Annotated in this window: 12 protein-coding genes; 5 read left to right on the top strand and 7 right to left on the bottom strand. The window is 37.4% G+C overall.

The window, feature by feature from the left end:
- The first annotated feature begins 95 nt into the window (after nt 1-95).
- On the top strand, nt 96-1,661 hold the full coding sequence (locus tag ACG59Z_RS06510; protein WP_400198513.1) for a histidine-type phosphatase: 1,566 nt from the start codon (nt 96-98) through the stop codon (nt 1,659-1,661).
- A 108-nt stretch (nt 1,662-1,769) separates the two neighbouring features.
- Complete coding sequence (locus ACG59Z_RS06505) at nt 1,770-2,513, top strand: adenosylcobinamide-GDP ribazoletransferase (protein WP_400198511.1); 744 nt, start codon at nt 1,770-1,772, stop codon at nt 2,511-2,513.
- Between the two features lie 73 nt (nt 2,514-2,586).
- Here ACG59Z_RS06505 and ACG59Z_RS06500 read toward each other — a convergent pair whose 3' ends face one another.
- The 6 genes from ACG59Z_RS06500 to ACG59Z_RS06475 form a co-directional block, all read right to left on the bottom strand.
- The gene (locus tag ACG59Z_RS06500; protein WP_009504867.1) at nt 2,587-3,696 is read right to left on the bottom strand and encodes a 3-deoxy-7-phosphoheptulonate synthase; all 1,110 of its coding nucleotides are present in this window, start codon (nt 3,694-3,696) and stop codon (nt 2,587-2,589) included.
- Between the two features lie 96 nt (nt 3,697-3,792).
- Nucleotides 3,793-4,680, bottom strand: coding sequence for a sulfite exporter TauE/SafE family protein (locus ACG59Z_RS06495; protein ID WP_400198509.1), 888 nt, complete (start codon nt 4,678-4,680; stop codon nt 3,793-3,795).
- A gap of 138 nt (nt 4,681-4,818) precedes the next feature.
- Entirely contained in the window at nt 4,819-5,115 is a 297-nt protein-coding gene (locus tag ACG59Z_RS06490; protein ID WP_400198508.1) for a DUF1634 domain-containing protein, read from the bottom strand.
- Nucleotides 5,112-6,668 carry a PepSY-associated TM helix domain-containing protein gene (locus tag ACG59Z_RS06485; RefSeq protein WP_400198506.1) on the bottom strand — a complete coding sequence of 519 codons (1,557 nt, stop codon included), beginning with the start codon at nt 6,666-6,668 and terminating at the stop codon, nt 5,112-5,114. Before ACG59Z_RS06485 ends, ACG59Z_RS06490 begins: the two co-directional genes overlap by 4 nt.
- Nucleotides 6,661-6,960 (bottom strand): hypothetical protein, encoded by a 300-nt coding sequence (locus ACG59Z_RS06480; protein WP_311087742.1) that lies wholly within the window; start codon nt 6,958-6,960, stop codon nt 6,661-6,663. The genes ACG59Z_RS06485 and ACG59Z_RS06480 overlap by 8 nt, the downstream gene beginning before the upstream one ends.
- Nucleotides 6,961-7,022: 62 nt before the next feature.
- Complete coding sequence (locus tag ACG59Z_RS06475) at nt 7,023-9,158, bottom strand: TonB-dependent siderophore receptor (RefSeq protein ID WP_400198504.1); 2,136 nt, start codon at nt 9,156-9,158, stop codon at nt 7,023-7,025.
- A 220-nt stretch (nt 9,159-9,378) separates the two neighbouring features.
- Here ACG59Z_RS06475 and lpxB point away from each other — a divergent pair, with 220 nt between their 5' ends.
- Nucleotides 9,379-10,554 carry a lipid-A-disaccharide synthase gene (lpxB, locus tag ACG59Z_RS06470; protein WP_400198502.1) on the top strand — a complete coding sequence of 392 codons (1,176 nt, stop codon included), beginning with the start codon at nt 9,379-9,381 and terminating at the stop codon, nt 10,552-10,554.
- Here the strand turns inward: lpxB and ACG59Z_RS06465 are convergent.
- A complete protein-coding gene (locus tag ACG59Z_RS06465) occupies nt 10,551-11,198 on the bottom strand; it encodes a CerR family C-terminal domain-containing protein (RefSeq protein WP_400198500.1) in 648 nt (215 codons plus the stop codon). The genes lpxB and ACG59Z_RS06465 overlap by 4 nt on opposite strands.
- Nucleotides 11,199-11,316: 118 nt before the next feature.
- Between ACG59Z_RS06465 and ACG59Z_RS06460 the strand changes: the two genes are divergently transcribed.
- Nucleotides 11,317-12,336, top strand: a complete 1,020-nt coding sequence (locus ACG59Z_RS06460) for an HlyD family efflux transporter periplasmic adaptor subunit (protein ID WP_400198499.1) — start codon at nt 11,317-11,319, stop codon at nt 12,334-12,336.
- A complete protein-coding gene (locus ACG59Z_RS06455; RefSeq protein ID WP_400198497.1) occupies nt 12,329-14,092 on the top strand; it encodes an ATP-binding cassette domain-containing protein in 1,764 nt (587 codons plus the stop codon). Before ACG59Z_RS06460 ends, ACG59Z_RS06455 begins: the two co-directional genes overlap by 8 nt.
- Nucleotides 14,093-14,100 lie beyond the last annotated feature (8 nt).

Genomic DNA, 14,100 nt, shown 5'->3' with positions numbered 1-14,100 from the left:
TATTATTTTTATAAAGATATTTAAAATCATGTAATCTTACTGTCATTGCTAAAAATTAAGCTATGGCTATTCTTTATTAATAGCCTATTTGACTTATGAATATTTTATTTAAAACGACGTTGCTTGCCACAACCATTTTGCTTGTAGCCTGTAATACTAATGATGAGCAAGAAGTTCAGACTACACCTACAAACTCATCGAAATATTATCAAACAAAAACACCTTACCAACCTCAACAAGACTTAAAAAGCTATGAACAAGCACCAAATGGGTTCCAACCAGTTTTTACTGAGTTAGTCGCACGTCATGGTTCACGAGGACTGTCAAGTCTTAAGTATGATTTAGCACTTTATAATTTATGGAAACAAGCAAAAGCAGAAAATGCTTTAACGCCGTTAGGTGAGCAATTAGGTGCTGATTTAGAAGCCATGATGAAGGCAAATATCTTATTAGGTTATGGCGTGGAAGGGATCCGCCAGTATGGTTATGGGAATGAAACCATGACTGGCATTTTAGAACACCGCGGCATTGCCGATCGCTTATTACAGCGCTTACCAACTCTTTTAAACTCGCACGCATCTATATTGGTACAAAGTTCCGGGGTAGATCGTGCGGTGGATAGTGCTAAATTCTTCACTGCTGAATTGATTAAACAACAACCGCAGCTTAAAGATAAAATTGTTCCTGTGACTTATACCAGTTTATCGAGTTTAAGTGTTCCAAGTGCTGTAGATGGTGGTGTTGATCGTTTTAAACTTTATTTTCATAGTCTAAATGCGACTGAAGATTTAACTCAGCCATTGAGTGCTAGCCAACAAAAAATTTATGATGCTAGTCAGGCCTATCAAGATTTCGAAGCAAACAATAAAGATTTAGCCCAAAAGTTAAGTGAGTTATCAAAAAATACTCAGGCAGAAAAAATTTCCCAAATTGTACTTAATCCGATTTTTAAAGCAGACTTCATTAAAAAACTCGGTACAACAGGTTATAGCTTTAGTAATAATGGATCCTTTACGGTAACTTCACCAAAAGGTGAACAAATTACAGAAAAAGGTAAGGGCAAAAATACGATTGGTAGTGCAGTAGATGCAGCAGCTTATATTTATGAGCTTTATTCAATTTCTGGTGGTATGAAAGATGAGTTGAAAGGTGTTGATTTTGATAAATATATGCCTTTAGACGCTGCAAAATTTTATGCTGAATTTAATGATGCCAATGATTTTTATGAAAAAGGTCCAAGTTTTACAGAGTCAAATCAAGTCACAAGTGAAATTGCTCAAGGACTTAAACAGGACCTGTTCCAACAAGTTGATGCTGTTGTAAATAAAGCTCAGCCGTACAAAGCAGTTTTACGCTTTGCTCATGCTGAAATTATTATTCCTCTGGCAACCAGCTTAGATTTGCATAATATGATACAGCCTTTACCACTACGCCAGACTTATAACTATTCAACAAGCACATGGCGTGGTGAAGTGGTTTCACCTATGGCAGCTAATGTACAGTGGGATGTTTACCAAAATAGCCAAGGCTCGACTTTAGTGAAGATGCTTTATAACGAAAAAGAGACTTTATTTAAATCTGCATGTAACTATGCGCGTTACACACAAACTAGTTTTTACTACGACTACATCAAATTAAAGCAGTGTTATCAAATACAATAGTTTTTCACAGTTTTTGAAGTGTTTAATGGGAATAGGGATTGCTATTCCCATTTTTATTTCATCATAATTCAGTTTGTTTTTATATATAGATCAGTTAGAGAGAGGGATATGACACCTTTTTGGATTGCATTGCAATTTTTAACTGTTCTGCCTATTGAGCTAAAGACAATACCGACGGCGCAACAAAATGGTCGAGCTATTTTGTTCTATCCGCTGGTTGGGCTGGTTATTGGTGGCATTCTTTTTATTGCCGCTTGTCTTTTAGCCAAACTCCCTATTGTTTTACTTGCTGTCATCATAATGACTTTATGGATTTGGCTGACAGGTGGACTGCATTTAGATGGACTGGCCGATACAGCCGATGCGTGGGTAGGTGGTTTTGGAGATAAACAACGTACTTTACAAATCATGAAGGATCCAAGTTGTGGTCCAATTGGAGTACTGAGCTTAGTTATCATTTGTTTGCTTAAGTTTGTACTGATTTATGTGCTGATTGAACAGCATCAAACGTTATTTTTAGTCTTTGTTCCTGTACTTGGGCGTATTGTGCCATCTATTTTGTTTTTAACTACACCATATGTCCGTGAAAAAGGTTTAGGCCGTTCGTTGACTGATCATTTACCTAAAACAGCGTCATGGATAATAACTGCGGTAGTCTTGTTATTGGTTTTATATTGGGAATGGCAAGGGCTTATCGCCGTTATTGGCTTTTTAATCAGTCTGGTTTATTTAAGACATCTGTTTATTAAAAGAATTGACGGTATTACAGGTGATACAGTAGGGGCAGCAATTGAGCTTAGCGAAACCGTGCTACTTTTTACTTTTGTCCTAAGTTATTTTTATTTAGTTTGATATTGAATTCCGTCCAAACAAAATAAAAAAGCCCTCATTTTTGAGGGCTTAATTTTCAATCTTGAAAGATGAATTAACGGTTTGGTAAAACTTCTTTTAAAGCTTCATGCATTTCAAGCAATGTCTTTTCAGTAGTTTCCCAGTCGATACAACCATCAGTTACTGATTTACCATATTCTAAATCGCAAAGATTTTCAGGAATATCTTGGCGGCCGCCTTTTAGGTGACTTTCAACCATAATACCTACGATTGACTTATTGCCATCTAAAATCTGTTCAGTAATGTTCTTAAGAACAAGTGGTTGTAAGTACGGGTCTTTATTTGAGTTAGCATGACTCGCATCGATCATGATTTTATTGCTAACTTTTGCTTTTGCTAAAGCATTTTCTGCTTCTGCAACAGAGCCTGCGTCATAGTTCGGCTTACCATTACCACCACGTAATACAACGTGTGCATAAGGGTTACCATTTGTATTAATGATTGAAACCTGACCGTCTTCGTTAAGACCTAAGAAGCTGTGACCATATTTAACAGACTGCATGGCATTGGTTGCAACAGTTAAACCGCCGTCTGTACCATTTTTAAAACCTACTGGTGATGATAGACCAGAAGACATTTCACGGTGAGTTTGGCTTTCTGTTGTACGTGCACCAATCGCAGACCAAGAAATTAAATCTTGGTAGTACTGTGGCGAGTTGGGGTCAAGTGCTTCAGTTGCACAAGGTAAACCTTTTTCATTTAACTCAAGCAAAAGCTTACGACCAATACGTAAACCTTTTTCGATGTTAAATGAGTCATTCATATCTGGGTCATTGATTAGACCTTTCCAACCAATTGTTGTACGTGGTTTTTCGAAATAAACACGCATAACTAGATATAAAGTATCTTTAACCTTTTCGCTTAGCGCTTTTAAGCGATCAGCATATTCGTGAGCAGCTTTTGGATCATGAATAGAGCAAGGACCAATAACGACAAATAAACGTTTATCTGAACCATCTAAAATATTACGAATAGTTTCGCGACCTTTTAGAACAGTTTGTGAAGCAACATCAGATAAAGGAAGTTCTGACTTAAGCTCGGCAGGTGTTACAAGAGTTTGGATGCTTTTAATATTAACGTCGTCGATATCTGGCTTGGAAACGGAATTTGAATGTGTAGTCATTGCTGTCACTGGTTCGATCATACTAAAGGTTGTTTTGTGTACTGAATATACCATGAAATAATTATGAAAATGCTACATCTCATGGTATTTCAGTTTGGAAAAATCCTATTGATTCTACTATCTTTCAGTCGAGTTGCCTGTTTTTTCGGCAACTACTACTTGTTGTTGTACCACAGCTGCTTTTGGTTTGGCTTTGACTGGGTGAACCATAAAGTTAACACCGAGGGCAAATAGGGTAATCCCTAGAATTTTTCGGATTAAGCGTTCCGGCATACGAGAGCTAATTAATGTCCCAATAATAATTGCTGGAATTGAACCCACTAATAACCACATAAGCAGCATAAAGTCGACGTTACCCGCACTCATATGTCCAAGACCAGCAACTAGGGTAAGTAATACGGCATGTACCACATCTGACCCAATAATTCGAATCATTGGTAAGTTCGGGAACATAATCACAAGTGCCATAATGCCAAAAGCACCAGCACCAACAGATGATAACGTTACGAATACACCTAAAATGATGCCCATAATGACAATATAGGTACGCTTGTTTTGAACAGCTACTTGCTCATTTTCCGTATGAGTAATTTCTTTATTTCGGAATTTACTGAAGAACTTTTCAATCCGAGAACGGAAAATAATAGAAACACCAGTCAAGGTCAGCATAAAGCCTAAAACCATTGTTAAAACGGCTTTATAGTGTGTTGACTGACTTAAATAATGTTCCAATACCCAAGCAGTACCGAAAGATGCAGGAATACTACCGACTGCTAGCCATAAAACGATAGGCCACACAATATTGAGTTTTTTTGCGTGAACCATTGATCCACAGAACTTTGAAATTGCGGCATAAAGTAAATCGGTACCAATTGCGATATGCGGTTCAATTCTAAAAAGACCAATTAAAATTGGTGTCATTAATGACCCACCACCAACTCCTGTAATACCTACACAGAAGCCAACTAACATACCCGCTAAGATAAATTCAAAAGCACCAGACATCTTTATCGCCACTTATCACGAAACGCAGATATCTTATTCCTTTTAGAGATAAACAGTTGTCATGAATAATGATTTACTTATGCAAAAAAACGCTAAGCAATCAAAAATATGCCTATTTTGATGAAATTTTATTCAAGTTCATGACTTGGATGATGATTTCAAAGCTCTCAATGGGTTAAGCCAAAGTATGAGTAAAAAAGTAAGGGGTGTTGCAAAGATCCACCAGCTGACAAAACCAATTGAAAAACCATATTTTTTGATGAGAATAAACCCGCTCAACGCAAATAGTAAAAAGGCCGATATCCTCAAAAATGAATAATATTTTTGAGCCAACAATTTGAAATGACCCGTTGATTTCGGTGATAGATATTTCTCGCTAGATATGAATAATAAATACATACCCAGCAAAGTCAGGACAAAAACAAAGATCATCATGAATTCACCTCAATATTTAACTTATTCAGCTTTTTTTGAATTTTTTCTGTAGCTTTATGCTGAATAGGTCTAATTTTGCAGAATATGAAAAGTGCTAAAGCTGCAAATATCCATAAAAATACGTCTATACGTACAAAGATCCAATAATCACCTAGGCTTTGAATGTAATCATATTTGAGTAAATAGCTTAGATTTAAGATTGGAAGTACAATACAAAGCACAATAAAAATACTCAGTTGAGTTCGCCACAAATGCTGCTTTTTAGTGATTAATGCAATAACTAGGCTCATGAGCCAGACTAAGAAGAAACTATAAATTTCATAATTTATTGTAGTCGGGGTGACGGTAAATAATCGATTTGCGTATAAATAAGCAATGGTTGCACAAGGCAAGCCTACAAATGTGGCAACATTTAAACGGTCAACTAAATAGTGCCCGAAATGAAACTTAGTATTTTTATTTTGAAGTTGGCGTTTAAGGCTCCAAAGTAATAAGCCAGACGCAATCATCACACAACCTAAAATGCCAGAAAAAAACAATCCTAAGCGAAGTAAAGGTTGAGCAAAAGTTGCCATGTGCAAACCATATACTCCCGCATAAAGTGTGGCAACGGCACTATGATTACGTATATCACTTAAGACTTCAGCATTTGTAGCATCTAGGATGATTTGTGCTTGATTACGCGTAATAGAGCGGTCTTCTTGCTGAATAAATGTAATTTGAGCCTGATTCGTATTTGGGTTTTTAACACTAATAGTTTCTAAAGTTTGATTTCCCCAACGTTGCTGAACTTGACTCAATAACTTCTCAATAGCTAAGTTTTGAGCAGGTTGAATCGATTGGTTCTCAGAGACAGTCTTTGTGCGAATTTCTGTAAAATATTGATATGGATTCTCTGGATAGAGTTTTTGCATTCCCCAAGGTAGATATAAATAAAAGAAAATAGCTAAGCCTGTAAAAGTAATAGTCAAAAAGAATGGTAATGCAAGAACAGATGATACATTGTGAAAATCTAGCCATGAACGCTGAGACTTAAAGGTGCGTAAGGTAAAAAAATCGGTAAAGATTTTTTTATGGGTAATAATGCCCGAGACTAAGGCGATCAACATAATAAAAGCTGCTAAAGATACAACTAGCCGTCCAATTAATATCGGAACACCAAAAAGTTGATAGTGGAAACGATAAAAGAAGTCACCACCTTCGGTTGCCGAAAGTTTTAGTTGTTGACCTGTGTTTGCATCGAGTGTGGCATTTCCATAACCACCGTCAGATTTTTCCCAATACATGGTGTTAACGGGGCTTTCTACGGTAGCAACAGTTAAATACCAAGATTTGGCATCTGGAGCGTGTTTCTGTAAGTATTGATATGCCGTTTTAATTGCTACATCTTGTTTTATTTCATATTGTGCAAGTTGTGGTTGCATCCACAAATTAACTTCATGGCGGTAATACGACAAACTACCCATTAAAAAAATAGTAAATACGAGCCATCCAAATATTAAGCCAGTCCATGAGTGGAGCCATGCCATAGATTGGCGTATACCTTTATGCATAACTCACCATCCGTGTCACAAAAAAGAAAAGGGCGCATAGCGCAATTGATAGTCCAGTCAATTTCCATAATGATTGGATGCAGAAACCTAAAAGCACGAAAAGTACATAAAACAAAATAGAGATAAATGCTGCCAAATAAATGGCTTCAGGTTTGTCTAGAGTCAAATGAAAAATGCCAGTAAGACCAAGACTTAAATAAGCCATACAGGCATAACCCATACCGAAAACGACTAAGAATCGATAGAAAACTTTTATGCGATATGACATAGGGAGGTTTAAAGTTTTGGACATCTTTACTGGCACATAAAAAAATAAAAAGAAAGCCAACGCCTAAACTGGAGTTGGCTGTGCGATTAATATTTAAACTTTACAGCAACTGTATAGTTAGCTGAGGGTCCATAAAAGCCTTGACCATTAGGGAAACTATATAAATATTTCTTATCGAAAATATTATTACCGTTGGCTTGAAGCGTAATGTGGTCATTCACTTCATAGCTCGCCATTAAATTCACCAAAGCATAAGAATCTTGTTTAATGGTGCTGTTTGCTATCGAGTCATACAGTTTCACGGCGTCTTGCCATTGTAAGCCTGCACCAACTTTTAGCTTAGGTAAAACTGATGGTGTATAGGTCGTCAGCAAGTTAAGGGTTTGGTTCGGATTATACGTTCTCGCTTCACCACCATTTTTAATATCTTTAATACTAAATTGAGCATAACCAAAAGCAAGATTGACGTTATCAGTGATTTGACCAGATAAGCCGACTTCTACACCTTGTGACTCTAAATCACTGGTTGGTACTTTTCGATTAAGTGGATTTCCGTCCGAGTTACGTAGTGGGTAATTGTTTTGTTCGGTTTTAAATACTGAAAGGGTGCCGGTTAAACGGTCATCTAACCACGAGCTTTTTACGCCCATTTCATAGCTTTTACCCTCAACAGGTTTTAAAGCCTGGTTGGTATCTTGATCAATACCAGTTTGTGGACGGAAAATTGAGGTATAACTCATATAACCTGTATATTCAGGCGTAAAGTTATAGGTTAAGCCAGCATAGGGTGAAACTTTACTCTCACTATATGCCATGGGTGAACCATAGCTTTCGCCCTTACTCTCGGCTCTCACATAGTTTGCACCAAGTAAAAGTTTTAAATCTTCATTAAGATGTAAACGTGTAGCAGCATAGACTGAATCTATATTTTGCGTATAGTTCGCGGCTTCCGTGAAATCTGACCACGTTATAGATTGAGGCGTCCAGCTGGCCCAGTTTGTAGTGGTCGAATTGATAACATTACTGTCGTTAATTGTTCCTGTAGATTGTTTATCGTGCTGACGACTACGTACATAGTTATAGCCTAAAGTTGCTTCATGCTCTTGGTTAAAGAGCTTATAAGTTCCCTCAAGGTTAAAATCTACAGCATGTTGTTCTTGATGCTCTTGACCACCCCATGGTGTCAAAGACACTCCTGAACCATCAGCTTTTGGATAACCATAATAATAAAGAAGGCGACTATTATGTTTACTATCAAGATAGTTATAAGTCAGCTTAGCTGCCCATTGATCATTAATTTTCTGTTTTAATTCAACAAAAGCATTTTGTGTTTCATTATCCCAATGTGCCCAGTCAGGGTTTGGGTTATATGAGCGGTCATATGAAATTTGTTTGCCGTTAGCACCCAGTAAGGGTAGAGCACCCCAGTTGTTTGCATTCGGTTTATTTTTTTCTTGGCTATAACCTACGGTAAGTAACGTGGTATCTGTTAAATCAGCTTCCACAATACCAGCGAAACCATTTTTCTCTGAAGAATATCGGTCAAGGTAAGAATCACCAGTTTGCTCATAGCCCATAATGCGGCCACGGACTTTTCCACTCGGTAGAATTGAGCCAGATACATCTGCTTCATAACGCTGAGTATCCCAAGACCCATAACTTATACCGCCGCTTGCTTGAAATTCTTGAGTTGGACGCTTTCTAATATTATTGATTGTTGCACTTGGGTCACCAAATGCGTTCGTTAAAGAGTCAGCACCTTTAACGACTTCTACACGATCATAAAAATAAGTATCAGGATTGGTATTGTTATAGTTATAACCTGAGAGGGGGAAACCTACGCCGTCAGTCAATATATTTGAAATCTCAAAACCGCGAGCCATATAAGTAGTTCGCTCTGTTTCCTGATTGGTTACTGTGACTCCGGGTGTATTGTTTAGAACATCTCGGGTGCTAGTAAGACCAAAGTCTTCAATTTGTTGACGAGTAACGACATTAATAGTTTGAGGAGTTTCTTTAGCCTCAATATTAAGCTTGGTTGCGCTACTCGAGTTTTTAACATTATATGCTTTGGTTTGTTCAGAAGATTGTTCTGTACTTGTCGCTTTAACTTGAATCGTCTGCAAAGCTTGTATATCTGCGTCTTGAGCATAAGTGAGATTTACATAACAAATCGCGCAGGCGATTACAGAAAGTTTAAATGGTCGAGGTGGAAAGGTCATAATAGTAAAGATAATGTAAATAATTCTCATTTATTTTATTGTTTGTAAATGTAAGCTACAATTCAAATCACATTGTTAATTTAGATTAAAAGATAGGGCATGAATGTAATTTTAGATTGTGGTGTGCATTCACTGGCTTTAGCCATATGTATTTAGCAAGTTCAAGATTAATAAGCCTCTATGCTAGAATGCATTATTTCAAATTTTTGGGTAACTCGCCTTGGCAAATCGAAAACTTAAAATAGGCATTGTAGTTGGGGAAGTTTCTGGAGATACACTGGGTGTGAAACTCATGCGTAGCTTCCGGGAGCAAGGAATCGATGCTGAATTTGAGGGAATCGGTGGACCCCAAATGATTACTGAAGGTTTTAACAGTTATTACTCAATGGAAACTCTGTCTGTGATGGGGATTGTTGAGGTTTTAAAAGACTTAAAAAAGCTATTCGCCGTTCGAGATGGTTTAATTAACCAATGGACTCAGCATCCAGTTGATATATTTATTGGTATTGATGCACCAGATTTTAATCTTAGACTTTCGAAAAGTATTAAAGAAAAGAGTCTTCCAATAAAAACAGTTCAATATGTCAGTCCGTCTGTTTGGGCGTGGCGCCAAGGGCGTGTTCATGGCATTAAGCAGAGCATAGATTTAGTACTTTGCTTATTTCCTTTTGAAAAAGTTTTCTATGAACGATACGAAGTTCCAGCAGCATTTGTAGGACATCCGCTAGCTAAACAATTGCCACTTGAGAACCCAATTCAAATTGCTAAGCAGCAATTAGGTCTTAATGAAAATCAGAAGCATATTGCTTTGTTACCAGGTAGTCGAAAAGGTGAAGTAGAGCGACTCCTTCCTATGCTGCTGGGTGCTGCTAATATTTTGCATACAAAATATCCAGACATCCAATTTTTAATTCCAGCAATTAATGATGCCCGTAAGCAACAGATTGAGCAGGGTGTTGAACAATTAGCACCTCATTTAAAGGCCTGCATTCATATTTTAGAAAATACTGATAGTGAATCTAAAATTGGCCGTATGGTCATGAATGCAAGTGATATTATCGCGTTAGCTTCTGGAACGGCGACATTAGAAGCTATGCTCATGCATAGACCAATGGTTACTTTCTATAAATTGCATTGGTTGACCTATATAATTGCTAAGCTTTTAGTGAAAATTCCTTACTATTCTTTGCCTAATATTATTGCAGGTAAGAAAGTCATTGAAGAGTTGATACAAGCTGATGCAACACCAGAAAATTTAGCAGCTGAAATAGAAAAACTAATGAATGTTGAAACAGCCCAAATTCAAGTGATGCAACATTTAACCATGCATAAACAGCTTATTTCTGGAAATACAGAAGATCCTGTACAAGCCATTTTGCAATGTTTAAATCGCTAATTTGTAAGATTTGGTTGGCTAATTGCTTTTAAGCCAGCTAAAGAAAATTTCTTAAAATGTTCAACTAAATCGTGTAATGGCATCTGAGCAATATTTTTAAGCGGCTCAGGTGCTTGAGCATTTGGCCCTGCAATAATGAGCATCATGCAAGGTGTCATCACGCTTAAAATACAAGGCAAAACAGCTGGATCATTTTCATCTAAACCAGCAACTTGACTAATGAGCCTACGAATAAGAAAAAATTTCCTCATACCTGCAAGTTCAATAAAATTTAATAAATGCTCAGAAGGTGAAAAGAGTTCACGAATAAAGACTTTGCCATGCCAAACATCTTTTTCGGTTAATTTATGCAGCAAGGTCTCAAGTAATAAGCTTAGCTTTTCTTCTGGTGACTGAGTGCTTTCAACAAGTTCTAGTAAATATTTTTCATCTAGATAGTGAGCGTGAGCTTCCACTAAAACGGCTTGATATAGTCCATCTCGACCATCGAAGTGATAATTAATTGCAGCCAAATCGACATTCGCAGCGTTAGCAATTGTTTTGTTCGCTGTCTTTGCAAAACCATATTGGGCAATTAAAGGTCCTGCTGCCTCAATAATTTTGGACTTGGTTAAGTCACCATCACTTCGTCTAGATCTGGACATATTTAAACCTAATTTTTATTCACCATAAAAGTATATCTTTTATTCAAAGATTGGAGTAATTTAAATTTAAATTGAATTTAAACTAATAAAATTTGAATTTAATAAGAAGGCCAATAAGATGAATAAAAAAGTAATTGCCATCGTCTTGGTTGTTATAGCTGTGGTTATCGTCGGCTTTTGGACATGGAAATATAATAATAAGAATCAAAAAGATAATGTATTAACTTTATATGGAAATGTTGATATTCGCCAAGTTTCACTTGCATTTGAACAGGCTGGCCGTATAGAGAAACTTTTAGTTCAAGAGGGCGATAAAGTTCAAGCAGGTCAAGTACTGGCGATCCTTAATACCAATGCATTACACATTCAGGCAAAGCAAGCTCAAGCACAACTTAAAGCTCAACAAGAGGCAATTGTTAAACAAGACGTAGGAGCTCGTCCTGAAGAAATTACTCAAGCAAAAGCACAACTTGCATCTGCCCAAGCTGAACTTGATAAGACCAACAAAAATTTGCAACGCTTACAAACTTTGGTAAGTAGTACGGATGGTCGGGCAATTAGCCAACAAGAGCTAGACTATTCCAAAAGTAATAAAGATAGTGCCGAGGCAGCGGTCCGTGAAAGACAGGCCAATTTAGAATTGATCATTAAAGGTGCCAGACAAGAAGATCGTGAAGCGACCAAAGCACAGTATGAAGTAACCAAAGCTAATTTAGATCTAATTAACTATAACCTTACTCAAGCTAAACTAAAGTCTCCTGTAAATGCAGTGGTACGAGCTCGGTTACAAGAAGTTGGCGATATGACAACTGCACAAAAGGCCGTTTATACATTGGCTTTGACCGACCCAAAATGGATTCGTGTGTATGTAAACGAACAAGATTTAAGTTCTATCAAGATGGGCGGTACGGCCCAAGTTATTCGTGATTCTGATCCCAATCAACCTATCAATGGAAAAATTGGCTATATATCTTCAGTAGCTGAGTTCACGCCGAAAACAGTACAAACTGAAGAGATTAGAACAACACTGGTTTATGAGATTAGGGTCTATGTAAATGATCCGAATGATCAATTGAAAATGGGGCAACCTGTGACTGTAAAAGTGCCACTTGCTTCAGGTGAGAAAGCTCATGACTGATGAAAAAGCAGTGGTTCAAGTTAAAAATTTGTTCATGACTTTTAAGGCTGAGAGTAAAAAGACAGCAGAAATTACGGCAATTGTTGATTTGAATATGCAAATTAACAAAGGAGAGCTTACTGCTTTGGTAGGTCCAGATGGTTCGGGGAAAACAACTTTATTAAGATTAATTGCAGGACTATATAAAGCCACTTCTGGTTCATTAAATGTACTTGGAATTGATGTGAGTAAAAATCCACAAGCTGTACAAGACCGCATTAGTTATATGCCACAACGCTTTGGACTCTATGAAGATTTAAGCGTACAGGAAAATTTAGATTTATATGCCGACTTACATGGCGTTCCAAAGGATGTACGGGCGCAAAGGTTTAAGCGGTTATTGGACATAACGGATCTTACTCAGTTTACTCAACGTCTAGCAGGCCAACTTTCCGGCGGGATGAAACAAAAACTAGGGCTAGCATGTACTTTAGTTCGTTCCCCAAAGTTACTGTTACTTGATGAGCCTAGTGTTGGGGTGGACCCTTTATCAAGACGGGATTTATGGATCATTATTGAACAGCTTGTTCAGGAAGAAAACTTAAGCGTAATTATAAGTACTGCTTATATGGATGAAGCAGAAAAATGTGCTCAAGTCTATATCATGCATGAGGGCAAAATTTTAAAACAAGGTTCACCTGAACAATTAAAAGAAATAGCATGTGGACAAACATGGAATATTAAACCTTCAGAGCAGATTAAGGCTCGGACATTACAAGCCCAGTTACTTGATAACCATATAGAGATTATTGATGCTGTTCCAAAGGGTGAACAAGTGAACTTTATTAGTCGCCAAAAAGAGCTATCAGCTAATACTTTACCTGAAGGGCTAAGAGCCAATGTGCGACTAGCAGAACTTGAAGATGCATTTATGCTGTTGTTACAGCAGACTCAAAAGCAATCAAAACCTATATCTATTTCTGAGCAAGCTTTTCAATTAGAACAAAACAATAATTTGAAATCAGAGCAACCTATCATTGTAGTTAAGGATTTAGTCCGAACTTTTGGAGATTTTACTGCCGTTGCCAATACTTCATTTACTGTACAACGTGGTGAAATATTTGGATTACTTGGGCCCAATGGCGCGGGTAAAACGACAACATTTCGAATGTTATGTGGGTTACTACCAGCAAGTAGTGGTTATCTAGAAGTTGCTGGTAAAAATTTACGGACAGCTCGTGCTGAGGCAAGAGCCAAAGTAGGGTATGTCTCTCAAAAATTTGCACTGTATAGCAATTTAACTGTCTTAGAAAACTTGAAGTTTTTTGGTGGAGCTTATGGGGTATCAGGCAAAAAACTAAATCAACAAATTGATAAAGCATTACAGCAATACGATTTAAAACCTCATAGTAAAAGTGGTGATTTACCGGGTGGTTATAAACAACGCCTATCTATGGCTGCAGCTCTATTACATGAACCAGAAATTTTATTTTTAGACGAACCCACGAGCGGAATTGACCCACTTGCACGGCGATCATTTTGGTACAGCATTGGTGAACTGGCAAATCAGGGCATTACCATCATTATTACGACGCATTTTATGGAGGAGGCAGAATATTGTGACCGCATTGCCATACAAGATGCCGGAAAGTTATTGGTCTTAGGGTCTCCCCAACAAGTCCGTAAATTGGCAAGTAAAGATAAACATATTGCTGACATGAATGAGGCTTTTATAGCAATTGTGGAACAAGCACGCGCGTTAAGGCACGCTGGTTAGGAGGTCTA

Source organism: Acinetobacter sp. ABJ_C1_1 (assembly GCF_044684115.1).
Classification (GTDB): Bacteria; Pseudomonadota; Gammaproteobacteria; order Pseudomonadales; family Moraxellaceae; genus Acinetobacter; species Acinetobacter nosocomialis_A.
Note: the sequence above shows the minus strand (reverse complement) of the source record. Positions and strands in the feature narration are given on the sequence as shown.